Origin of the sequence: Halogeometricum pallidum JCM 14848 (assembly GCF_000337095.1) — an archaeon.
Classification (GTDB): domain Archaea; phylum Halobacteriota; class Halobacteria; order Halobacteriales; family Haloferacaceae; genus Halogeometricum; species Halogeometricum pallidum.
This window is the reverse complement of record NZ_AOIV01000045.1, coordinates 20,618-42,084: the sequence shown is the minus strand read 5'-3', so window position 1 is coordinate 42,084 and position 21,467 is coordinate 20,618. Positions and strand designations below refer to the sequence as shown.

The following is a 21,467-nucleotide window of genomic DNA, read 5'->3' as shown; positions in this document are numbered from 1 at the left end:
TCACTGAACCGCGTCGGACAGCGTCCGCTGGACCGCCTCCTCGCCGACGGCGGCCGCCAGCGCCTCGAACCCCTGTCGCTCCGAGCGGTCGCGGGCGTTGGCGACCAGTCGCGAGACGATGAACTCCGGCGTCGACTTGCCGACGGTGCCGAACCGCGGTTGGTAGTCGACCCGGAGCGCCAACTCCTCGGTCAGCCCCTCCGCGAAGATGCCGTCGATGCGCGCCGCCTCCGGGAGCGGACTCAGTTCGTCCGCGAGGTGCGTCACGTACACTCCTAACGCGTCCTGTCGAACCGTGAGCGACACCAGCCCTTCGAGCAGGTCGGCCGCCCGCCCGGGTTCGGTGATGGCCTCGAACTCGTCGACCAGCATCAGCGTTCGTCCGCCGGAGGCGAGGGGCGGCACGATGGACTTCAGCGTGGATTCGAGTACGCCCGCGTTGAAACTGGCGTGCCTACGGTGGAAGACAACGGTGTCGAACGTCCCGACTTCAGCCTCTTCGGCCGGCACCGGGAGCCCCATCGACGCGAGCAGCGCCACCTGACACAGCGTCTCCAACAGGGTGGTCTTCCCGCCGGAGTTCGCGCCGGTCAGCACGGCCACCCGGTCGCCCGACGGCGGAGTCGGGTCGCCGCCGGTCAGCCCGTGGGTGCCGACGGCGTAGGAGACGGGGTCGACGTCCCCCGGAATGGTCAGGTTGCGCGCGCCCGTGACGGCCAGTCCGTCCTCGACCAGTTTCGGCCGCACGAGGTCGTGTTCGGCGGCGAACCGGCCCAACGAGAGCTCGAAAGCGATGTCTGAGACGGCGGCGACGGCGGCGTCGACGTCCGCGCGGGCAGCCTCTACGTCCGCGCGGAGGTCCGCGGCGACAGATTCCTCGCGGGCGTCGGCGTCGGCTTCGAGTTCCGTGACGAGGTTCCGGAGCGTCGTGGAGGCGAAGTCGGCCTCGTCGTAGGCGTCGTCGGTCGTCGCCGACTCGACGCGCCCCCGCCGGAGGTCGGTCTCTTCGGTGACGTACTCGACGAACGCCGACTGGAACTCCGCGAGGCTACGGACGCCGCGCGAACGGACGGATTCGAGCGCGTCGAGGGCGCCGCTCTCGAGGTCCCTGACAGAGTCGAGGCGGGCGCGCAGGCGGTCGAGTTCCTCGTCGACGCCCGCCGACACGGAGCCGTCGTCCCCGACGTAGCCGAGGGCGCCCGCGGCGTCGCGGAGGGCGTCGTCGTCGATGCCGTCGAGGGCGGCGAACGTGGCCCCCCTCAGCCCCGCCTCGCGGAGCGAGAGTGCCGCCTCGACGGCCGCCCGGTCGGAGCCGCCCGCCTCGTCGTAGCGCGCGAAGGCGTCGAGGACGGCGTCCCTCGCGTCGTCGTCCAGCGACTCCCACGCCTCGCGGGCGTCGAGGACGGCGTCGAGACGGGTCTCGCGGTCCTCGACGCGGTCCAACGGCGTCAGCACGCGGATGCGGTCGGCCGCGTGGTCGGTGACGGCGTACTCGCTGGCGAGCGTCAACAGTTCGTCGTACACCTCGTGGACGTCCCGCGTGCCGAGAGCGTCCATCCCGGCGGCGCCGTTCGCGCGCCGGAGGATGCGGACGGCCCGCCCGCGGGGCAGTCCCGCGTCGGCGAGCGTCCTGATGTCGGCACCCTCGATAGCCTCGACGGCCCGTTCGACGCCGAGCGATTCGCGGAGTCGCTCGCTCGTCTTCGGGCCGACCCCCCAGTAGTCCTGCAGTCGCATACCGGAGACTGGGCGCGGCCGGCCTTGTAGGTTCCTCGTCTCCGTCACCGGAGTCGGCGCGGCGGCGACCGACCGTCCCCGGTCGTTTCGGCGGCGAGAAGACGTCGACTACGGGGGCGAGAGATGCGTGTCGCCCGGGGCCCCGCAGTCCGGGTCCTCGGCGGCCGCGGACGAGAGCGTCTCGGCGAGGCGACGGACGGCGGTCTCGTGGTCCTCGCGCGAGGCGCGGAGCGACCGAGAGGAGATACCGAGCGCGCGGTACTCCGCGAACGCATCGGCGTCGACGACCCCGCGATCGACGAAGTCCTCGGCCACGCACGTCAGGAGGGCGTGCAGATGGACCAGTTCGTTCTTCTTCATCCGAGCGACCTAGGGGCTCGGGGCGGGTAAGTTTCCCGCCCGCGTGAGAACGCGGCGACGCGGGCGGGGCGTCGGGGACGAAGGCGAGAGAAGCGGCCGAAGCGAGGGGGGCCGCTCGCCGGTTCAGGAGGAGACGCGTTTCGCCCGCGCCTCGCGGACGTCCGCGCCGTCGCGCAGTTTGTCCTCGCAGTGGGGGCAGACGCGCGGGTCGTCCGCGTCGTTGGGAGCGAACACCCGGACGTAGTCTCTCGTCACGAACGATTCGCAGTTCTGACACCTAGGCATCCCGCGTCACCTCGACGGGGGCCGATGCCTGCTTCGGGGCGGTCGACTCGCCGGAAACCGGAGTTCGGTCTGACATGCTCGTTCTCCGAGAACCTTGGAGCGGCCGTAAGTCGCCTTCCTACGTGGTTAGGGCGGCGGCGGGGGAATTGGGAAAGGGGTATACGTTTTGGCCGAGGACACGAAACAAGCAACGACGCTCCGGCGGCGAAGTCCGCGGGGCGTCACGACAACCATGGAGGACTCTACGAAACGGCCGACGGGCGACTTCGAGACGAGCGTTCGCGAGCACCTCGAACGCGTCTCGGACGCCGTGTTCACCGTCGACGCCGACTACCGGTTTACCTATCTAAACAGCAAGGCGGCGGAGGTGTTGGACCGAGAGCGGGACGACCTGGTCGGCGCAACGGTCACCGACGTGTTCCCGGACGCGGAGGGCTCACGGTTCCTCCGGGAGTGCGAGCGAGCGTTCGCCGAGGGAGAGCCGGCGACGTTCACCGACTACTACACCCCCCTGCAGAAGTGGTTCGACGTGAGCGTCTTCCCCGAAGAGCGGAGCATCACCGTCTACTTCCACGACGTGACCGACCAGCGACGCCGCGAGGAGCGCCTCGAACGCCAGCAGGACCGCCTCGACATCTTAGAGACGTTCACGCAGGTCATCAGCGAGGTGAGCAGCGCCAGCGAGGACGCCATCTCGCGGGCGCACATCGAGCAGTTGGTGTGCAGTCGGTTGGTCGAGACGACGCCGCTGACGTTCGCCTGGATCGGCCGCATCGACGACGACATCATCGAACCCTCGGCGTGGGCCGGCGCCGAGCACGGCTACCTCTCGGAGTCGTCGTTCTCCGTCGACGCCGAGAAGATGACCGGTCAGGGACCGGTGGGTCGGGCGTTCAGACGGAACGAGGTGCAGATAACGTCGAACATCGAGGCGGACGACGCGTGGGGGCCCTGGCGCGAGGCGGCCCTCGAACGCGGGTTCAAATCCTGCGTCTGCGTCCCGTTGGAGTACCGGGGGTCGAACTACGGCGCCCTCTCCCTCTACTCCGAGCGGGAGGGGGCGTTCGGCGACGAGGACGGTCCGAAAGACCCCCTCAAGCAGCTCGGCGACGCCGTCGCTCACGCCATCGACACCGTCGAACGGAGAGAGGAGGAGCGCGAACTGAAGCGTCGGCGCGAGGAGTTCAGCACGTTCGTCAAGGACGTCGAGGAGTACGCAATCTTCCGACTGGACCCCGACGGCCACGTCGCTAGCTGGAACCGCGGCGCCGAGAACATCAAAGGCTACGAGGAGTCGGAGGTGCTCGGCAAGCACTTCTCGATTTTCTACCCCGAGGAGGACGTCGCGAACGACTACCCCCTGGAGATACTGGAACAGGCGCGCACGGAGGGGCAAGTCAAGGACGAGGGGTGGCGCGTCCGCAAGGACGGCACGCGCTTTTGGGCGCTGGTGACGATCACCGCGCTGACCGACGACAGAGGGTCCTGCCGGGGGTTCGTGAAGGTCGTCCGGGACATGACCGACCGGAAGCGCCGCGAGCGACGCCTCGATGCCGTGTTTAATCGCACCTTCCAGTTCATGGGGCTGATGGACCCCGACGGGACGGTGGTGAAGGTGAACGACGCCGCCACGGAGTTCGCGGGCGCCGACCGCGAGGAACTCATCGGCAAGCGCTTCTGGGAGGCGCCGTGGTGGGACGCCAGCGAGGACACCGTCGCCGGACTGAAAGACGCCATCAGGTGGGCGGCCGCGGGCGAGTTCGTCCGCTACGAGGCCACCGGGGCGGACCCGCGGACGGGCGATGAACTCGTCCTCGATTTCTCCATCACGCCCGTCACCGACGAGATGGGCGAAGTCGTCCTCTTAGTCCCGGAGGGGCGCGACATCACCGAGCGCAAACAGCGCGAACGCGAACTCAGACAGGAGCGCGAGCGACTGGAGTTCATGAATCGCATCCTCCGGCACAACCTCCTCAACGGTCTCAACGTCGTCAGCGCGCGAACGGAGATTCTCGAGGACTTCGTCGACGAACCGGGCCGGACGCATCTCTCGACGGTGCGCGACCGCATCGACGAGATGGTCGACCTCGTGGAGACGATGCGCTCGTTCACGAAAGCCATCGTCCACAGCGAGGCGCACGAACTGGAGGCGATGCCCCTCGGAAAGACGCTCGTGCGCGAACTCGAACACATCGACGACGACAACGAGCACGTCGTCATCTCGACGGAGCGGCCCATCCCGGACGTGGACGTCCTCGCCGACGACCTGCTGCCGCAGGTGTTCGAGAACCTCCTCACGAACGCCGTCCAGCACAACGACAAGGCCGTCCCGCGCGTCGCCGTCGACGTCGAAGATCTCGACGACGGCACCGTCGCCGTCCGCATCGAGGACAACGGTCCGGGCGTCCCCGACGAGGAGAAACGGCACATCGTCGAGAAAGGCGTCGAAGGGCTGTCGACGCCCGGCGGCGGGTTCGGCCTCTATCTCGTGAAGGAACTCGTCAACAGTTACGGCGGCACGATCGACGTGAGCGACAACGACCCCACCGGCGCCGTCTTCACCATCACGCTCCAGATAGTATAAACCCGAACCCGGTGCGTTCTTTACGTTCGTTAGTGTCCCCCGGCGGATAAATTCGACCGACGAGGGGCCAGATATATATTAGTGGGGGCAGTTCGAAAAGTTATCAGCATGTCCACCGAACGCTCGCTGGGTGAGGAGAAGGACGGTCGCTCAGCGAAGCCGGTCGTCTTGGTCGTCGACGACGACGAGGACTTAGCGGACACCTGCGAATACTGGCTCCGAGACGACTACGACGTCCGCGTCGCGTACGGAGGCGAGGACGCTCTAAACCAGATCGACGAGACGGTCGACGTGGTCCTCCTCGACCGTCGGATGCCTAACCTCTCGGGCGACGACGTCCTCGAGGCCCTCCGCGACCGCGGCCTCGACTGCCACGTGGCGATGATGACCGCGGTCGAACCCGACACCGACATCGTCGACATGCCGTTCGACGACTACCTCGTGAAACCCGTGACGAAGACGGACGTCCGCGAGGCCGTCGACGAACTCGTCGTCCGATCCGACTTCGACGAGGAGGTGCGGGAGTTCTTCGCGCTCGAATCGACCCAGGAAGCGCTCAAGACGCGCGACGTCGACGACCTGCGCGACCCGGCGGTTCTGAACGAACTCCGCGAGCAGGTCGAGACGGTCCGCCGCGGACAGGCCGACGAAATCGAGAAGCGACAGCGGCAACTCGACCGTCTGCACCACATCAACGACCTGCTCCGGAAGGTCGACCGGGCGCTCGTCGACGCGACGACCCGCGAGGAGATAGAGGAAACCGTCTGCGAGTCGCTGGCGTCGTTCGACGCCTACGCCGCCGCGTGGGTCGCCCGCTACAGCGACGCCGTGGACGCGGTCACCTGTCGGACCTCGGCGGGCGTCGCGCCGCCGCAACTCAACGGCACGGCGGACGCGGTCACGCCGGTCGTCCGCTCGGCCCTGCAGGAACGGCAGGTCCAGTTGGTCGATGAGGTGAGCGCCGAGCACTTCGCGGCGGTGTTCGAGACGAACGGGACGGCTCCGCCGGACCTCGACCGCGAGAGCCTCTCGGCCGTCGTCGTTCCCGTCACGTACCGCGATACCGCCTACGGCGCGCTCGTCATCTACACCGACCGGGCGGACTCGCTCGACGAGGACGACCGGACGGTGTTCGAAGAACTCGGCGCGACCATCGGCCACGGCATCAACGCCGCGGAGTCGAAGCGCCTCCTGTACAGCGACACCGCGGTCGAACTGGAGTTCTCCCACGAGGACAGAGACGACCTGTTCGTCGACCTCTCGGCGACCGTCGACTGCCGCGTCACGCTTCAGGGGTTCTCACCCGCCGCGGACGGGGGCATCTCCTGCTACGTGAGCACCGAGGGCGCCGATACCGAAGCGGTCCTCGAGTATCTCACCACCCACGACTCGGTCGAGAGCGCCCGGACCATCACGGACGGCCCCGAGGAGTCCATGTTCGAGGTGCGGATCACGGGCTCGACGGTGCTGGGTCCGCTGATCGAGTTCGGCGCCAGCGTCAACACGCTCACCGCGACGAACGGCGACGGGTCGCTGGCCGTCACCGTCTCGCCCGACGCGGACCTCCGCGTCCTGAGCGACACGGTGCAGTCGGCGTTCCCCGCCATCGAAGTCGTCGCCAAGCGCGAAGTCGAACAGTCGGTCCAATCGACGGAGACGTTCAAGCGCGAACTGGAGGACAAACTCACGAGCAGACAGCACGACGTGCTGGAGACGGCGTTCGTCTCGGGGTACTTCGACTGGCCGCGGGGGAGCACCGCCGAGGAGGTGGCCGAGTCGCTCGGCATCTCCGCGCCGACGTTCCACGAGCACCTCCGCTCCGGCGAGCGAAAACTGATGGAGACGTTCTTCGAGGAGACGACGGAGACGGCGACGACCGAGAAGCGCCGCGTAACCAACAACTGACCGCGAACGTGTCGCCTGTTGCGTTCTGCCGCGTACTCCGAGTCGCGTAGTGACATCGCACACCGCCTCGCGAAGCGGAGAGAGGCGTCGCTCGTTGGGACGAGAGAGCGGGGAGAATCAGGGCCACCACACATCCGCGGTGGGGTCGACGGCGGGGGCACCGTCGGGGGGGGGAAATCGCAGTCGTCAGGTCGGGTCAGCGCCGTGCGGGTTCGGAGGCCGACGACGCCGACACCAGCGCCGAGACGGCTTCGAGAAGCTCGTCTCGGGAGATGGGCTTCGTGAGGTGCTCGTCGAAACCGAGCTCCTCCAGTTCGGGCCCGAGGTCGTCCGCGCACGTCGCCGTGAGAAGCGCGACGCGCGGCGTCACGTCCGTCTCGTTCAACTCTTCCATGACTCGCTCTCCCGAGAGACCGGGCATGTGCCGGTCGAGGAGGACCACATCGACGGTCGGGTCGAACTCCCTGAGCGCCTCGTGGCCGGTGTACGCCGTCCGCACTTGGTAGTGGTCGGACAGCCACACGGCCATGCTATCTGTGAGAGCGGCCTCGTCGTCCGCGATGAGGACGGTGGGGCGCTCCGAAGGCACGTCAGCGGAAGTTACGGTCATGGTTTTGGTTAGTCCGTCGAATGGCCGGTCTCGACCCCGGGGGTCACCCGTCTGCCTAGCGGGTTCGGGGGCGAGTGGTCGCCGAACGACACGGACGCGTCGTCGCTCACGCGTCGTTCATTCGCTGGAAGCTCTCGTCACCGCACGACGCGCACTCGGTGACGCGGTACGGTTCGCGCGAGAACTCCTGGTTCGTCTGCTTCGAACTCTCCGTCTTCAGCTCGATAGAGACGTTGTGGGGCGTCCGTCGCCCACAGTCGTCACAATACTCCGTCAACTCGGTGAGTCCCGGTTCACTCTTCGACATTGTGGTTCGCCACTTACTGGTAACGGCGTCACGGGCATAGACAGTGAGCCTAATCCGTTAGGGCGCCCCGAATCGGCGGCGAGACGACCGGCAGACCGGACCCGCTTACCGCGGGGCGGCGACTTCGTCGCGCGGCGTCTCGGCGTCGGACTCGTCGCGGAACTCCCTGACAGCGTCTGAGACATCCGCTCGCCGAGTCGTCACCTCCGACGCGTCCGCATCCCGACGCTGTTCAGAGGTTCCAGCCGTCGCCGAACGACTCGAACCGTGCTAAGTCGTGCCCGTACAGCACGTCGCCGCCGGTCCGGCGTTCCAGTTCCTTCACCGTCTGGAGGCTCTCGAACCAGTCGCGCTCCGACCAGAGCAGTCCCGGCCCCAACGGCACCTCGTCGGCGTAGTTGGCGTCGACGTAGCACTCGTCGCCGGCGATTATCACCGTCTCCCCCGGCAGGTCGATTCGCGCCCCCAGCACGCCCGGCGTGTGGCCCGGCAGGTGGTACAACTCGACGCCCTCGGCGAGGGTGTGGCGGTGCCGGTGGACCACCTCCCAGTTCAGGTCGCGGTCGAAATCCTTCGCGAGGTAGGCGATGGAACCCTCCGTCGTCTTCGCGGAGTAGTAGGCGAACTTCAGTTCCTCTTCGTGGACGTATATCGGCACGTCCGTCCCCTCGAAGTGACGGAGGCCGCCCGCGTGGTCGAGGTGGAGGTGGCTCATCACCACGGCGTCGATGTCCGAGCGGTCGTAGCCGACCGCGTCCAGGTCCGATTCGAGGTCGTGATCTGCGGCGTCGACGTGCTCGAACGCCTGGTAGAGGGGGTCGGGCCAGTAGCCGTCGCCCGCCTCGGGGTGCGACCCGGTGTCCCAGAGGAACGTCCCTTCGGGGTGGTCGACGACGGCGTTCCAGACGACGAACTCGACGCGTTCGCGGTCGGGGTTCGGATTCGACGCGGTTCCCATCGCCGCGCCGTCGACGACGTAGCCCTCGTCGGCGAAGACGCGGCCTCGGTCCACCAGTCTGACTGCTGCATCGACCATGGTCGAACTACGGAGAGACCGGCGATAACTGTTCGTTCGGACGGCCGGCCTCGCGGCGCGTCGCTCACCGCGTCCGGGGGACTTTCCACCCGACCCGTCGAACCCTTCCCCGTGCCCCGTCCGTCGCTCTCGCTCGACGCTCTCCGCGGGTTCCCGCGGCCCGTCTACGCCGTCGCCGTCGGCCAACTCGTCAACCTGTTCGGGTCCGGACTCGTCTACCCGTTCGCCACCGTTCACTTCCACCTCGCGGTGGGTATCTCCCTGGCCGTCGTCGGCGTGGGCCTCCTCGCCAACAACGTCGCCACCGCCGCCGGCACCGTCGTCGGGGGGTACCTCGCGGACCGCCGCGGGCGGAAACCCGTCATGGTGGCGAGCATGGCGCTGTCCTCCGTCACGCTCGCCGCCTACGCCCTCGTCGACACCGGCGCCCAGTTCGTCGCCGTCGCCGCGGCGGCCGGCCTCACCCTCGGTCTCTACACGCCGGCGAGTCACGCTACCGTCGCGGACCTGACCGAGGGCGGCGACCGGGACAGGGCGTTCGCCCTCCTGAAAGTCGGCAACAACGCGGGCTTCGGCGCAGGGTTCGTCGTCGGCGGCGTCCTCTACGAGGCGGCGAAACTGTCGGTGTTCGTCCTCGACGGCCTCACCTGCGCCGCCGTCGCGGCCGTCCTCTGGTACGCCCTGCCGCGTCTCCACGAGGGGAACGCCGACGCCTCCCTCCGCGACGCCGTCGGCGACTGGGGCCGCGCGCTCTCGGAGCGCCGACTCCTGGCGCTCTGTCTGCTCAACGTCGGCTTCGCCGTCATGTACGCGCAGATGCAGACGACGGTGCCCGTCGTCGCCGAGGCGGTGTTGGGACTGACGAGTTCCGAGTTGGGGACGCTGTACGTTCTCAATCCGCTGGTCATCGTCCTCTTCCAACTCCCCCTCGTCGCCGCCGTCGCCCCGTGGCGGCGGACGCGCGGGTTGGCCGTCTCGGCACTCCTGTGGGCCGCGAGCGTCCTCGCCGTCGGCCTCGTCGGGTCGGTGTCGACGACGCTCGGAATCGCCCTCGTCGGCGCGTTCCTCGTCCTCAGAACGCTCGGGGAGATTCTGCACGCGCCGCTCATCACGTCTCTGGCGTCGTCGCTCGGGCGCGCGGAGGACCGCGGGTCGCAGTTGTCCCTCCTCGAAGTGGCCAAGCGCCTCGGCTTCGGCCTCGGGTCCGTCGTCGGCGGGGCGTTCTTCGACGCCGGGCTTCAATCCCTGCTGTGGCCGACGCTGGCGGTCGTCTGCGGGTTCTTGGCCGTCGGCGTCCTGTTGTTAGAGCGTCGGGTGACGCCGGGAGAGAACGGCGCGGCGGCGGGGTCGCAACGCCGGCGCGCTCAATAGACAGATAAATGATCTATTCGAGCGGTCCCGACCGCGCGGGACGGGCGGGTCCCGCTTACTTCGACTGCCGGTAGATGAGGTTGCGCTGAATCTCGTTTGCGCCCTCGTAGATGACCGGGATGCGCACGTCGCGGTAGACGCGCGAGATGGGGTACTCGTTGAGCACCGAGCGGCCGCCGTGCAGTTGCATCCCGCGTTCGGCGCAGAACACGGCCGTCTCCGTGGACTTGGTCTTCGCCGACGCCGCCCAGAAGCCGGCGTTCTCGTCGTCGGCCACCTTCTTCGCGGCGCGCCAGTTCAGCGAGCGAGCGGCCTCGAACTCCATGCGCATGTCCGCGAGGATGTGCTGCGTCGACTGGAAATCGGAGATGTTGCGGCCGAACGCTTCGCGGTCGTGAACGAACTCCCACGTCTCCTCGATGGCGCGCGCGGCGAGGCCGATGCCGTGGCCGCCGACGACGATGCGCCCGTGGTTGAAGAAGTCCGCGAGCATGTAGAAGCCGCCGCCGGCCGTGCCGATGACGTTCTCCTCGGGGACGACGCAGTCGTCGAAGACGATGTGGCCCTGCTTGGAGGCGCGCATGCCCATCTTCTCGGGGATGTGCTCGGCCTCGTACCCCTCGCGGTCCGTCTCCACGATGAACATCGTGTAGTTCGAGTAGCGGTCGTCGCTGTCGTCCGTCTTCGCGTAGACGGTCAGCCAGTCGGCCTCGACGGCGTTGCCGACCCAGTACTTCTCGCCGTTGAGCGCCCAGCCCTCGTCGGTCTTCTCGGCGCGGGTCGTCATCCCGGCCATGTCGGACCCGGTCTGCGGTTCCGACACGGCGAGCCCCGAAATCTGCTCGTTCGCGGCGACGGGACGCAGGTACTCGTCCTTCTGCTCTTCGGTGCCGTAGTGTTCGACCATCTCACACCCGAACGAGGCGAGCATCATCGTCAGCGCGATGCCCGCGTCCGCCCGGTACAGTTCCTCGTTGATGGCGAGGACCTGCAGGAGGTCGTAGCCCTTCCCGCCGTACTCCTCGCCGATGTCCTGCGCGACGAGGCCGGCGTCCATGCCGGCCTCCAAGATGTCCCACGGATACTCCCCGCTCTCGAAATACTCCTCCGCGTTGGGGCGAATATGCTCGTCTGCGAACTCGCGCGCCGTCTGCTTCACGTCTCGGGCGTGCTCCGGGACGACGCTCTCCTCTAGAAGGTCCATACCCGGTGAAAGAATCGTGAGGTAAAATAATCCTCGGAACTGTGGAAACCTTGAAACGAGTTTATCGTTTCGAGAAGCGTCAGTCGTTGGCGTCGGGCGCGGCGTCCTCCGGCGCCTTCCCCTCGACCAGCGATTCGTCGTCGTACTGGTTTCTGAGCACCTTCTTGTCGAACTTCCCGGTGGCCGTCTTCGGCACCTCCTCGATGAAAACCACCTCGTCGGGCGCCCACCACTTCGGGAACTCCGATTTCACCATCTCGACCAGTTCGGTCTTCAGCGACTCCTCGTCGGCCGACGCCGCGGGGACGACGAACGCGACGGGGCGTTCCTGCCACCGTTGGTGGGGGACGCCGACCACCGTCGCCTCGGCCACGCCGTCGTGGGCCATGAGGGCGTTCTCCAGTTCCACCGAGGAGATCCACTCTCCGCCCGATTTGATGACGTCCTTCGCCCGGTCGACTATCTTCACGTACCCCTCCTCGTCGACGGTCACCACGTCGCCCGTCTTCAGCCACCCGTCCTCGAAGTCCTCCTCGGTGGCCTCGGGACGCTCGAAGTACTCCGTCGTCACCCACGGCCCGCGGACGTGGAGTTCGCCGAACGCCTCGCCGTCCCACGGGAGTTCCTCCCCGCCGTCGCCGACGACGCGCATCTCCAAGCCCGGAATCAGGAGGCCCTGCTTGGCCTGCTTGTCGTACCGTTCCTCCGCCGGCAGCGACTCCATGCCGGGTTTGAGACGCGCGACGGTGCCGATGGGCGACATCTCGGTCATCCCCCACGCGTGGAGGACGTCCACGTCGTACTCCTCGTCGAACCGGCGGATGACCGACTTCGGCGCGGCGGACCCGCCGATGACGATGGTCTCGAGGGAGGAGAGGTCGGCGTCGTTCTCCTCTAAGTACTCCAACAGTCCGAGCCACACCGTCGGCACGCCCGCGGTGAGCGTCACGCCCTCCTCCTCGATGAGCGAAGCGAGGTCGGCGGGCGACGGGGACGGCCCGGGGTAGACGTGCTTCGCGCCGGCCGCGGTGGTCGAAAAGGGCATTCCCCACGCGTTGACGTGGAACATCGGCACGACGGGCATCACCACGTCCGAGGAGCGGAGGTCCAGACCCGCCTCGGGGAGCGTCGCCATCGTGTGCGACCACAGCATCTCTTGGGTGTACTCGACGCCCTTCGGTTTCCCCGTCGTCCCCGAGGTGTAGCACATCCCCGCCGGTTGGTCCCCCGGCAGGTCCGGCCAGTCGTACGTCGCGTCCTCGTCTCCGATGAACGACTCGTAGTCGACGACGTTCTCCAGGGAGGTGTCGGGTACCTCACTGCCCATCACGACGAACTGCTCTACGGACGCGAACGCCTCCTCGTCGTACGCGCCGGCCAATTTCTCCACCAGCGACGGGTCGACGAGGATGATTCGGTCCGCCGCGTTCTCCACGATGTACTGCACGTGGTGGTCCGGAAGCAGGGGGTTGATGGTGTGCAGTTGCCCGCCCATCGACGGCGCGGCGAAGTACGTCTCGTAGTGGCGGTGGTGGTTCCAGCAGAACGTCCCCACTCGGTCGCCGCGTTCGACGCCCGCCCCGTCGAGGGCGTTCGCCAACTGTCCCACTCGGTCGGCGTACTCGGCGTACGTGTAGCGGTGAATCCCCTCGTGGGTCCGAGAGACCACCTCTCGGTCGGGAAACATCCGCCGTGCGCGCCACAAGAACGGTCGAAGCGTCTGGGCCGTTGCACCAGGCATACTGTGAACGGACGCACCCGACCATCATTATCGTTTGTGAACTGCTGGCCCTACGCGGACGAGTTGGTTCCGCCGATAGTCAGGGGTCGGCGTTCGAGTCCGACGGCCGGTCGGCGTCCTCGGTCGAGTCGACCGTCTCCGCGTCCGTATCCGCGTCGTCCGCCTGCTCGTCGTCCTCGGTCTCCGCGCCCGCGTTCGTCCCGTCGGTGACCCTCTCGTCCGCGCGTTCACCCGCCCCTTCCCCGTCGCTCTCGGACGGCGCGGGTTCGGCATCGTCGTCCGGTTCGGCGCCGCGAGCGCCGCGTTCCGTCGCCTCGTCGCTTCGCTCTACCTCCCGGTCCGCGAGCAGTTCGCGCACCGCGTCGCGCTTCACGGTGCCCGAGACGGTCCGCGGGAGTTCGTCGGCGACGGCGACGAGGCGGGGAATCTTGAACCCGGCCAGTCGCTCCCGGGCGAACGCGACGAGGGCGGTTCGGTCGAGTACGTCGCCCGCGGGGACGACCAGCGCGGAGACGCGTTCGCCCCACTCGTCGTCCGGGACGCCGACGACGGCGACGTCGCGCACGTCGGGATGCGAGCGGAGCACGTCCGCCACCTCGCCGGGGTCGACGTTCTCACCCCCGGTGATGATGCGGTCGTCCACGCGGTTGAGGACGTACAGGCGGCCGCCGTCGTCGACGTATCCCACGTCGCCGGTCCGCAGGCCGCGTTCGCCGAACGCCTCGTCCGTCGCCGCCGGGTTCCCGTAGTAGCCAGGGGAGACTGTCGGGCCGTCCACGACGAACTCGCCCGTCTCGCCCGGCGGCAGTCGCTCGCCGTCCTCGCCGACGACGGTCACGTCCGTCCAGAACAGGGGTCGGCCGACGGTGCCGGCGTGCTCGAACGCCTCCTCGGGCGTCGCCGTCGCCATCTGCGAGGCCGTCTCGGTCATCCCGTAGGTGGGGTAGACGGGGACGGAGTAGTCCCGACACCGCGCGACGAGTTCGCGCGGGGCGGGCGCGCCGCCGAGCAGAACCGTCCGGAGCGACGAATCCAGCGTCCCGCGACTGTCCAGCATCCGGCGCAGCATCGTCGGAACGAGGGAGACGGCGGTCACGTCGAAGCGGTCCACGTCGTCGGCGGCGCCCCCGGCGTCGAACTCCTCGCGGAGGACGACCGTCATCCCGTACAGCGGCATCCGCAGGACGGGCGCGATACCGCCCATGTGGTGCAGCGACAGCGTCACCAGCCAGCGGTCCTCGGGGTCGAAGCCGAGGCGGAACACCGAGGCGACGGCGCTGGCGAGGAGGTTCCCCGTCGTCAGTTTCACCGCCTTGGGGTCGCCGGTGGTCCCCGAGGTAAAGAGGAGGAGTTGCACGTCTTCGAACGACCACGACGCCGGCGTCACCAGGTCGGGTGGCACCGCCGAGAGGCGGACGGCGTCGTCCGTCGTCGGGTCGTCGACACTGACAACGGGGGCGGCGGCGGCGTCCGCGACGTCGGCGGCGACGGCCTCCGTCTCCGCGTCGCAGACGAGAGCGGTCACGTCCGCCGTCTCGACCTGCTCCCGGAGTTCCGGAACGGTGAGCGCGTCCCCCATCGGCACGAGCGTCACGCCGAGGCGCATCGCCGCGTGAATCAGCGCGACGTACTCCACGCGCGGGCCGAGAACGGTCCCGAGGTGGTCCCCCGGTTCGACGCCGAGGGCGGCGAGTCGCCCCGCCGTCTCCTCGACCAACCCGTCCAACTCGGCGAACGTCCACGACTCGCCCGTGGCGGCCCGGACGAGCGCCGTCTCGTCGGGCGACGCCCGAACGCGGTGAGAGAGCCAATCTCGCATCGTTTCCACCTCGCGGGCCGCGGTGAACTACCTTTCGCGATTCGCCCGGGACGGCGGGGGACGGTGCGTGCACGGTGCAGCGCCGAACCTCTCGGGAGCGGAGTCGCCCGCCGTCAGTGCTCGACGAACTCCACCAGCACGCCGCCGGTCGATTTCGGATGTAAGAAGGCCACCTCGTGACCCCACGCGCCCGGCCGGGGGTCCTCGTCGATGCACTCGACGCCCGCGCCGCGCGCCGTCTCCAGCGCACCCGTGACGTCGTCCGTCCGAAGGGCGACGTGGTGGATGCCGGGACCGTTCTCGTCTAAGTACCTCGATATCGCGCCGCCCTCGTGCGGTTCGAGCAACTCGAAGTAGCCGGACCCCAGTTCGAGGAACACGACGCTCATCCCGTCGAACTCCTCCTCGTGCGCGACGGGCGCGTCGAACAGTTCTGCGAACAGGGCGGCGAGGCCGGTGGCGTCCGCCGTGGCGACGCCGATGTGGTCGAACTCCATCGTGCGCGTGGTCGACGGGCGCACGAATAAATCCGGAGGCTGGGAAGCGGGGCAGGAGCGAAGCGGGGGCGTCGGTTCGTCGCCTCGAACGGACTACTCGCCCGACCGGGCGACGGTCAGTTCGACGCCGGCGAGGGGGACGCGAACCGTCGTCTCGCGGACGGCAGCGCGCCGCACCGCGCGGCCCGCGGCCGTGACGAGCAGTCCGACGACGGCGGCGGTGACCGCCGCCGCGGCCGCCGCGGCGGGGTACGAGAGGACGACGACGCCGGCGACGACGACGCCGAGGAACCCGACCTGAACGGTCAGCGGCGGGGCGTCGCAGGGGGCCCGGCGGTAGACGCGCGGCGCGACGAGCGAGGGGGACGAGCGGTTGCGGTGCGAGTCGTCTGATGGTTTTCGTGACATGGATGTCTCTGAGGGTTCGGTCGGAGAACGAGACGACGACGCGGGCGGCGCCGGTGGGCAGCGCGGCCGCGTCCGAATGCGACGGGCGGCGAACCGGACGGACCGCCCGCCCGCCTCCCAATCCGCGAGGGCCGGCGGGCGAACGGGCCGAAGGGTGGCCGGTCAGGTGCGAAGGAGCATCGTACCGCTACCACAGAGTGTCGGACAATCAACATTTTTGAGGCACGATAACACGTATCGCGGTCGGGGCGGCGGCCGGACAGTCAGGCCGACGGGCGGTACTCGCCGAACTCCTCGCGGAGCGCGTTCGATATCTCGCCGACCGTCGCGTACGTCTTCACGGCGTCGACGATGGGCGGGACGAGGTTGGCGTCGCCCGCGGCGGCGTCCCGGAGGGCGGCGAGGGCCTCCTCGACGGCCTCCTCGTCGCGTTCTTCTTTCACCTCGGCCAGCCGCTCCTTCTGTCGCCCCTCGTTTTCTTCGTCCATATCTTCGACGTCGGGGTCGGGTTCCTCGTCGACCTGGTACTCGTTGACGCCGACGATGACGCGCTCTCCCTCCTCTATCTCCTGCTGGCGTTCGTACGCCACGTCCTGAATCTGCCGCTGGACCCACTGGGACTTCACGGCGTCGAGCATGCCGCCCCGGCGGTCGACGTCCTCTATAATCTCGAACGCCTCCTCCTCCAAGTCGTCGGTCAGCGACTCGACGTAGTAACTGCCGGCGAGGGGGTCGATGGTGTCCGCGGCGCCCGACTCGTGCGCGAGAATCTGCTGGGTGCGCAGGGCCGTCCGGACGGACTTCTCGGTGGGGAGCGACAGCGCCTCGTCTTTCCCGTTCGTGTGGAGGCTCTGAGTCCCGCCGAGCACCGCCGCGAGCGCCTGATACCCCACGCGGACGACGTTGTTCTCCACCTGCTGGGCCGTCAGGGTGGAGCCGCCCGTCTGCGTGTGGAACTTCAACTGCTTGGACTTCGGGTTCTCCGCGCCGAATCGTTCCTCCATGATCTTCGCCCACATGCGCCGGGCGGCGCGGAACTTCGCCACCTCCTCGAAGACGTTGTTGTGCGCGTTGAAGAAAAAGGAGAGCTGCGGGGCGAACTCGTCCACGTCGAGGCCGGCGTCGAGGGCGGCCTGCACGTACTCGATGCCGTCGCCGAGGGTGAACGCTATCTCCTGTGCGGCGGTCGACCCCGCCTCGCGGATGTGGTAGCCCGAGATGGAGATGGTGTTGAAGTTCGGCGTCTCCGTCCCGCAGAACTCGAAGATATCCGTGATGAGGCGCATCGACGCCTCCGGTGGGTAGATGTAGAGGTTGCGCGCGATGTACTCTTTGAGGATGTCGTTCTGGATGGTCCCGCGCAGGTCCTCGCGCGGCACGCCCTGCTGGTCGCCGATGGCGATGTACATCCCGAGAAGGACCGCCGCGGGCGCGTTGATGGTCATCGACGTGGACACCTCGTCCAGCGGGATGCCGTCGAAGACGACTTCCATGTCGCGCAGGGTGTCGATGGCGACGCCGGCCTTGCCGACTTCGCCCGCCGCCATCGCCGCGTCGGAGTCGTAGCCCTTCTGCGTCGGAAGGTCGAACGCCATCGACAGCCCCGAGGAGCCGTTCTCGATGAGGTACTCGAAGCGCTCGTTCGTCTCCGCGGCGGTGCCCATCCCGGCGTACTGCCGCATGGTCCAGAGGCGGCCGCGGTGCATCGTCGGGTAGACGCCGCGGGTGTACGGCTCCTCGCCCGGGAAGCCGGCGTCCTCGCGGTAGTCGTGGTCGGCCACGTCGTCAGGGGTGTACAGCCGTTTGACCTCCTGACCCTGGGTGTCGGTCGTGAACTCCTCTTGGCGCTCCCCGAAGCGTTCCAGCGTCGGCGCGAGCGTCTCCTCCTCCCACTCGGCCTTGGCCTCCCTGATCCGCTCTAATTCGTCGGGGTCGAACATGGTCGAAGATGACGGTCGGCTCCGACTTAACGGCGTGGATTGGGGGGCCAAAGGTACGTAGGGGGTAGACTGAGGTGCCGGCCTCCTAAAGCGAACGTATGGACGAACTCCTCGGTCGATACCTCGACGGAATGGCGCCGGAACACGACGACGTGCAGGCGGAGATGGCCGACCACGCCGACCGGGAGGGGTTCCCCAACATCGGACCGGCGGCCGGGGGAACGCTCCGCGTCCTCGCCCGCCTCACCGACGCCGAACGCGTCTTCGAGTTCGGGTCGGGGTTCGGCTACTCGGCGACGTGGTGGGCCCGCGGGATGGACGCCGGCGAGGTGATACTGACCGAACACGACCGCGAGGAACTCGACATGGCGTACGACTGGCTCTCGGAAGCCGACTACGCCCCGACGTTCGACTGCCAGGTGGGCGACGCCCTCGAACTGGTCGGCGAGTACGAAGGACCCTTCGACTGCGTCCTCATCGACCACGAGAAGGAGCGCTACGTCGACGGGTTCCACGAGGTGGCCGACAAAGTCGCCCTCGGCGGCGTCGTCGTCGCCGACAACGTAGTGCGCGGGCCGGCGGACTTCGAGACGTTGGTCGAGTACGCGGAGGGAGAAGGGGTGCCGGACGACGCCTCCGCGGCGACGCGGGGCATTGCCGCCTACCTCGACGCCGTGCGGGCGGCGCCGGACTTCGAGACGACGGTCCTCCCCGTCGGCAGCGGTCTCACGGTGAGCGTCCGCACCGGCGAGTAGCGCTCCCTCGCCCGCGGGTCCGCTTCCGCGGTCACGGTCCTACGGCCCGCCTCCCGCGGCGCCTCCGTCCGCCCGCCGTTTTCGAGTTCGAGTCGTAGACGCGACGACGGCGGCGGTCCGCCACCCTTTTTGGCGCTGGGGGACGTCCGTGCGAGTATGTTTGGCGGAGGCGGCATGAACCCGCGGAAGATGCAGCAGATGATGAAACAGATGGGAATCGACGTCACCGAACTCGACGCCGAGGAGGTCGTCATCAGGACGGCCGACGAGGAACTCGTGTTCTCGGACGCCCAGGTCACGCGCATGGACGCGCAGGGCCAGGAGACCTACCAGATCGTCGGTCAGCCCGAATCGCGCGAACCCGGGAGCGGCGGCGGTGCGACGAGAGTCGAGGGCGGCGACGGCGACGACGCCCTCGCGGTCGAACCGACCGACGACGACGGCGAGGCGGAGATTCCCGAGTCGGACGTGGAACTCGTCGCCCAACGCGCCGGCGTCCCCAAGAGCGACGCGCGGGAGGCGCTAGAGGCCGAGAACGGCGACCTCGCGGCCGCCATCTCGCGTCTCGAGTAAGTGTATCTGCTCGTCCACGAGAACAGAGAGTACCTCCGCGCACCGGGGGACGAACTCCAGACTGACCTCGGCGTGCTCACCGTTCCCGAGGACGCCGAACCCGGCGACACCGTCGAGACGCATCTCGGCGAACCGTTCGTCGTCCGCCGACTCCGCGGTCCGGACCTGTTCAACCACCTCGAACGCACCGGCGCGCCGATGATGCCGCGCGACATCGGCCTCATCGTCGGCCACACCGGCGCGGCCGCCGGCGACCGCGTCCTCGACGCCGGCACCGGCACGGGCGTCCTCTCGGCGTACCTCGGCCGGATGCGCGCCGAGGTGACGACGTACGAGCGCGACCCCGAGTTCGCCGACGTGGCGCGCGAGAACATGCGCCTCGCGGGCGTCGAGGAGTACGTCGACGTCCGCGCCGGCGACGTGACCGAGGAACTCGACGCCCTCGGCGAGGAGGGACAGGAGCCGTTCGACCTCCTGACGCTCGATACCGGCGACGCGGCGGACGTGGTCGCCCGCGCCCCCGACCTCCTCCGCTCGGGCGGCTACGTCGCCGTCTACTCGCCGTTCGTCGAGAACAGTCGCGCCGCCGTCGAAGCGGCCCGGGAGGCGGGGCTGAGCGAGGTCGAGACGTTCGAGACCATCCAGCGGCGGATGGACTTCGAGGACCGCGGCTCCCGACCGTCGACAGCGGGCGTCGGTCACACCGGCTACCTCGTGTTCGCGCGCTACGAGTAGTCCGTCCCTCCGCGGGTCGGTCGGGTCGGACCGGCTTCACGACGCGTCGGTTCACTCGACGGAACGAATCATCTCGAACAATTCTTCTCTATGTCGCTCCGGTTCCAGCGACGGCGCTAACGCCTCCGAGAGCGCGCCGTCGACGCCTACCGGGTACGCGCCGCCGGCCGCCAGGAACTCGCCGTCGGCGGGCCACACCGCGAGGTACGCCTCGGCGGTCACCGTCGTCGACTCTCGACCGTCGGGTCCTTCGCTGGTCGCGCCGTCTCCGACGGCGTCGACGGCGGCGCGGTACCGCGTCAGGTTCGCCTCGGTGCGGCCGACGGCGAAGCGACGGGACTCGATACGCTCGACGTCGCGGAACCCCCGGTCGCGCAGTCGGTCGACGAAGCCGTCGTCTGCCCGGTCGGTGACCAGTTCGGTCAGCGCCTTCGACCCGCCGGTCTTCGGTCGGAAGCGGAGGCGACTGGCGAAGAAGAAACGCCACGTCCCGTCGGCGCCCGTCCGGTCGCGGACGCGGTCCGCGAGGCGGGCGTCCTCGAAGACGACCGTGTGTGCCTCGACGGTGACTACTCTGATATCGAACACCGTCTCCGTCGTCGAGGCCGTCCGGTCCCATCCGTCGGGGACGCGGACCGACGGCGGCGCGCGTTCGCTCGTCACTGTGCGTCGCTACGGCGGCGACGCCCTTATAGTGACGTCCGCGACCGAGTACGCATCCGACCGTACGGCGTCGTGCGGTCGAGCGAGCGAAGGGGGGGACGCCACTATCGTTCGCCTCATCGCCGAGGGGGCGACCCGCCGCGTCGCCGTTCAGTGGTCGTCCTCGCGCCACTTGTGGCCGCACTCGACGCAGGTGAAAAAGCGCGTCTCGGACTCGTCGGCCGAGCGGATCTGTTTCATCTCGTACCGGGCGCGGTCGTGACCGCACTCGGGACACTTCACCGTGGTCGTGGGTCCGATTTCGGCGTCGTCGACCTCGGACATGTCGACGACCTCGCTGTCCTCGCGGGCCGCCGTCGACGTCATGTGGTCTTCCTTCGCCGAGTCCCGCGCCTTCTCGAAGCCGCAGTTCCCGCAGACCCAGACGCCGCCGTCCGTCTTCATCATCGAACCGCACTCGTCGCAGAACTCCATGTTACCGAACGCAGTCGCTTCTCGTACTTAAGCGTCGGGGAACCCGTCCGCGCGCCGTCGCCTCCCTCCCTGGGGAATTAGGCGTCGCCGTCGGACTGTCCGGGTTCGCCGACGGCTTCGATGGGCATTACGTTCTGCAGTTCCTCGAACAGGTCCGTCGCGGAGGAGAAGGAGTCGCTCCCCACCTCCGAGACGAGGGCGCCGAGGTTCTCCTCGCCGTCGGCCAAGAGCACCGTCACGTCCGACAGTTCCATCGCCGCATCGTCACGCGTAACGGGGTACGAAAGCTCCTCCAGACGGGGCTCGACGCGACTCAGTTTTATCTGTTCGGTCATATTTTACTGTCGTCGTCCGTGCACTTATCCTTGCGGGGAGCCGGTCGGTCCCCAGAGACGACGCCGTTCGACGGCGACGACCGCCAAATCTCCACTGGTACCATCTTTGATATTCGGGATACGGGATT

21 protein-coding genes are annotated in these 21,467 nt (G+C 68.3%); 6 read left to right on the top strand and 15 right to left on the bottom strand.

All coding sequences use genetic code 11. The features are described 5' to 3' along the window. From C474_RS19935 to C474_RS22770, 3 genes are all read right to left on the bottom strand, one after another. Window positions 1–1,737, bottom strand: coding sequence for a MutS-related protein (locus C474_RS19935; RefSeq protein ID WP_008390039.1), 1,737 nt, complete (start codon window positions 1,735–1,737; stop codon window positions 1–3). A 108-nt stretch (window positions 1,738–1,845) separates the two neighbouring features. Beyond that, window positions 1,846–2,097 carry a UPF0058 family protein gene (locus tag C474_RS19930; protein ID WP_008390037.1) on the bottom strand — a complete coding sequence of 84 codons (252 nt, stop codon included), beginning with the start codon at window positions 2,095–2,097 and terminating at the stop codon, window positions 1,846–1,848. Window positions 2,098–2,220: 123 nt separating this feature from the next. Continuing rightward, window positions 2,221–2,382, bottom strand: coding sequence for a DUF7563 family protein (locus C474_RS22770; protein ID WP_008390035.1), 162 nt, complete (start codon window positions 2,380–2,382; stop codon window positions 2,221–2,223). Window positions 2,383–2,614: 232 nt separating this feature from the next. On the opposite strand from C474_RS22770, the gene C474_RS19925 reads away from it, so the two are divergent. Further along, window positions 2,615–4,966, top strand: a complete 2,352-nt coding sequence (locus C474_RS19925) for a PAS domain S-box protein (RefSeq protein WP_008390034.1) — start codon at window positions 2,615–2,617, stop codon at window positions 4,964–4,966. Between the two features lie 108 nt (window positions 4,967–5,074). Next, entirely contained in the window at window positions 5,075–6,871 is a 1,797-nt protein-coding gene (locus C474_RS19920; RefSeq protein ID WP_008390032.1) for a bacterio-opsin activator domain-containing protein, read from the top strand. Between the two features lie 196 nt (window positions 6,872–7,067). Here the strand turns inward: C474_RS19920 and C474_RS19915 are convergent, their stop codons facing one another. The 3 genes from C474_RS19915 to C474_RS19905 form a co-directional block, all read right to left on the bottom strand. Further along, a complete protein-coding gene (locus tag C474_RS19915; protein WP_049917218.1) occupies window positions 7,068–7,481 on the bottom strand; it encodes a response regulator transcription factor in 414 nt (137 codons plus the stop codon). A 106-nt stretch (window positions 7,482–7,587) separates the two neighbouring features. Next, window positions 7,588–7,788: a DUF7835 family putative zinc beta-ribbon protein gene (locus C474_RS19910; protein WP_008390029.1), complete on the bottom strand. Its 201-nt coding sequence runs from the start codon at window positions 7,786–7,788 to the stop codon at window positions 7,588–7,590. A 232-nt stretch (window positions 7,789–8,020) separates the two neighbouring features. Continuing rightward, window positions 8,021–8,824 carry an N-acyl homoserine lactonase family protein gene (locus C474_RS19905; RefSeq protein ID WP_049917217.1) on the bottom strand — a complete coding sequence of 268 codons (804 nt, stop codon included), beginning with the start codon at window positions 8,822–8,824 and terminating at the stop codon, window positions 8,021–8,023. 111 nt (window positions 8,825–8,935) lie between these two features. Here C474_RS19905 and C474_RS19900 point away from each other — a divergent pair, with 111 nt between their 5' ends. Continuing rightward, on the top strand, window positions 8,936–10,195 hold the full coding sequence (locus C474_RS19900) for an MFS transporter (RefSeq protein ID WP_008390025.1): 1,260 nt from the start codon (window positions 8,936–8,938) through the stop codon (window positions 10,193–10,195). A gap of 55 nt (window positions 10,196–10,250) precedes the next feature. Here the strand turns inward: C474_RS19900 and C474_RS19895 are convergent, their stop codons facing one another. The 6 genes from C474_RS19895 to C474_RS19870 all read right to left on the bottom strand — a co-directional run bounded on the left by C474_RS19895 (window position 10,251) and on the right by C474_RS19870 (window position 17,804). Beyond that, entirely contained in the window at window positions 10,251–11,399 is a 1,149-nt protein-coding gene (locus C474_RS19895; RefSeq protein WP_008390023.1) for an acyl-CoA dehydrogenase family protein, read from the bottom strand. Window positions 11,400–11,478: 79 nt separating this feature from the next. Then, window positions 11,479–13,140 (bottom strand): long-chain fatty acid--CoA ligase, encoded by a 1,662-nt coding sequence (locus tag C474_RS19890; RefSeq protein WP_008390021.1) that lies wholly within the window; start codon window positions 13,138–13,140, stop codon window positions 11,479–11,481. Window positions 13,141–13,219: 79 nt separating this feature from the next. After that, on the bottom strand, window positions 13,220–14,959 hold the full coding sequence (gene menE, locus C474_RS19885) for an o-succinylbenzoate--CoA ligase (RefSeq protein ID WP_049917216.1): 1,740 nt from the start codon (window positions 14,957–14,959) through the stop codon (window positions 13,220–13,222). A 113-nt stretch (window positions 14,960–15,072) separates the two neighbouring features. Continuing rightward, complete coding sequence (gene mce / locus C474_RS19880) at window positions 15,073–15,456, bottom strand: methylmalonyl-CoA epimerase (RefSeq protein ID WP_008390017.1); 384 nt, start codon at window positions 15,454–15,456, stop codon at window positions 15,073–15,075. 93 nt (window positions 15,457–15,549) lie between these two features. Continuing rightward, window positions 15,550–15,864 (bottom strand): hypothetical protein, encoded by a 315-nt coding sequence (locus tag C474_RS19875; RefSeq protein WP_008390016.1) that lies wholly within the window; start codon window positions 15,862–15,864, stop codon window positions 15,550–15,552. Window positions 15,865–16,127: 263 nt separating this feature from the next. Further along, on the bottom strand, window positions 16,128–17,804 hold the full coding sequence (locus tag C474_RS19870; protein WP_008390015.1) for an acyl-CoA mutase large subunit family protein: 1,677 nt from the start codon (window positions 17,802–17,804) through the stop codon (window positions 16,128–16,130). A 98-nt stretch (window positions 17,805–17,902) separates the two neighbouring features. Here C474_RS19870 and C474_RS19865 point away from each other — a divergent pair, with 98 nt between their 5' ends. The 3 genes from C474_RS19865 to C474_RS19855 all read left to right on the top strand — a co-directional run bounded on the left by C474_RS19865 (window position 17,903) and on the right by C474_RS19855 (window position 19,867). Continuing rightward, window positions 17,903–18,559, top strand: coding sequence for an O-methyltransferase (locus tag C474_RS19865; protein WP_008390014.1), 657 nt, complete (start codon window positions 17,903–17,905; stop codon window positions 18,557–18,559). Window positions 18,560–18,715: 156 nt separating this feature from the next. Further along, entirely contained in the window at window positions 18,716–19,132 is a 417-nt protein-coding gene (locus C474_RS19860) for a nascent polypeptide-associated complex protein (protein ID WP_008390013.1), read from the top strand. Beyond that, window positions 19,133–19,867 carry a methyltransferase domain-containing protein gene (locus tag C474_RS19855; protein ID WP_008390012.1) on the top strand — a complete coding sequence of 245 codons (735 nt, stop codon included), beginning with the start codon at window positions 19,133–19,135 and terminating at the stop codon, window positions 19,865–19,867. It abuts the gene before it with no gap. A gap of 51 nt (window positions 19,868–19,918) precedes the next feature. Here the strand turns inward: C474_RS19855 and C474_RS19850 are convergent, their stop codons facing one another. The 3 genes from C474_RS19850 to C474_RS19840 all read right to left on the bottom strand — a co-directional run bounded on the left by C474_RS19850 (window position 19,919) and on the right by C474_RS19840 (window position 21,339). After that, entirely contained in the window at window positions 19,919–20,530 is a 612-nt protein-coding gene (locus C474_RS19850) for a hypothetical protein (protein WP_008390011.1), read from the bottom strand. A 150-nt stretch (window positions 20,531–20,680) separates the two neighbouring features. Continuing rightward, window positions 20,681–21,004 (bottom strand): transcription factor S, encoded by a 324-nt coding sequence (locus C474_RS19845; protein ID WP_008390010.1) that lies wholly within the window; start codon window positions 21,002–21,004, stop codon window positions 20,681–20,683. Window positions 21,005–21,081: 77 nt separating this feature from the next. Continuing rightward, complete coding sequence (locus tag C474_RS19840) at window positions 21,082–21,339, bottom strand: DUF5789 family protein (protein ID WP_008390009.1); 258 nt, start codon at window positions 21,337–21,339, stop codon at window positions 21,082–21,084. Between the last annotated feature and the right edge of the window lie 128 nt (window positions 21,340–21,467).

Bases quoted from the DNA above. Each gene is read 5' to 3' on its own strand.
- C474_RS19925 (WP_008390034.1), top strand. From the start codon at position 2,615: ATGGAGGACTCTACGAAACGGCCGACGGGCGACTTCGAGACGAGCGTT.
- C474_RS19875 (WP_008390016.1), bottom strand. From the start codon at position 15,864: ATGTCACGAAAACCATCAGACGACTCGCACCGCAACCGCTCGTCCCCC.
- C474_RS19915 (WP_049917218.1), bottom strand. From the start codon at position 7,481: ATGACCGTAACTTCCGCTGACGTGCCTTCGGAGCGCCCCACCGTCCTC.
- C474_RS19910 (WP_008390029.1), bottom strand. From the start codon at position 7,788: ATGTCGAAGAGTGAACCGGGACTCACCGAGTTGACGGAGTATTGTGAC.
- mce (WP_008390017.1), bottom strand. From the start codon at position 15,456: ATGGAGTTCGACCACATCGGCGTCGCCACGGCGGACGCCACCGGCCTC.
- C474_RS19930 (WP_008390037.1), bottom strand. From the start codon at position 2,097: ATGAAGAAGAACGAACTGGTCCATCTGCACGCCCTCCTGACGTGCGTG.
- menE (WP_049917216.1), bottom strand. From the start codon at position 14,959: ATGCGAGATTGGCTCTCTCACCGCGTTCGGGCGTCGCCCGACGAGACG.
- C474_RS19865 (WP_008390014.1), top strand. From the start codon at position 17,903: ATGGACGAACTCCTCGGTCGATACCTCGACGGAATGGCGCCGGAACAC.
- C474_RS19860 (WP_008390013.1), top strand. From the start codon at position 18,716: ATGTTTGGCGGAGGCGGCATGAACCCGCGGAAGATGCAGCAGATGATG.
- C474_RS19890 (WP_008390021.1), bottom strand. From the start codon at position 13,140: ATGCCTGGTGCAACGGCCCAGACGCTTCGACCGTTCTTGTGGCGCGCA.
- C474_RS22770 (WP_008390035.1), bottom strand. From the start codon at position 2,382: ATGCCTAGGTGTCAGAACTGCGAATCGTTCGTGACGAGAGACTACGTC.
- C474_RS19920 (WP_008390032.1), top strand. From the start codon at position 5,075: ATGTCCACCGAACGCTCGCTGGGTGAGGAGAAGGACGGTCGCTCAGCG.
- C474_RS19840 (WP_008390009.1), bottom strand. From the start codon at position 21,339: ATGACCGAACAGATAAAACTGAGTCGCGTCGAGCCCCGTCTGGAGGAG.
- C474_RS19935 (WP_008390039.1), bottom strand. From the start codon at position 1,737: ATGCGACTGCAGGACTACTGGGGGGTCGGCCCGAAGACGAGCGAGCGA.
- C474_RS19905 (WP_049917217.1), bottom strand. From the start codon at position 8,824: ATGGTCGATGCAGCAGTCAGACTGGTGGACCGAGGCCGCGTCTTCGCC.
- C474_RS19870 (WP_008390015.1), bottom strand. From the start codon at position 17,804: ATGTTCGACCCCGACGAATTAGAGCGGATCAGGGAGGCCAAGGCCGAG.
- C474_RS19845 (WP_008390010.1), bottom strand. From the start codon at position 21,004: ATGGAGTTCTGCGACGAGTGCGGTTCGATGATGAAGACGGACGGCGGC.
- C474_RS19895 (WP_008390023.1), bottom strand. From the start codon at position 11,399: ATGGACCTTCTAGAGGAGAGCGTCGTCCCGGAGCACGCCCGAGACGTG.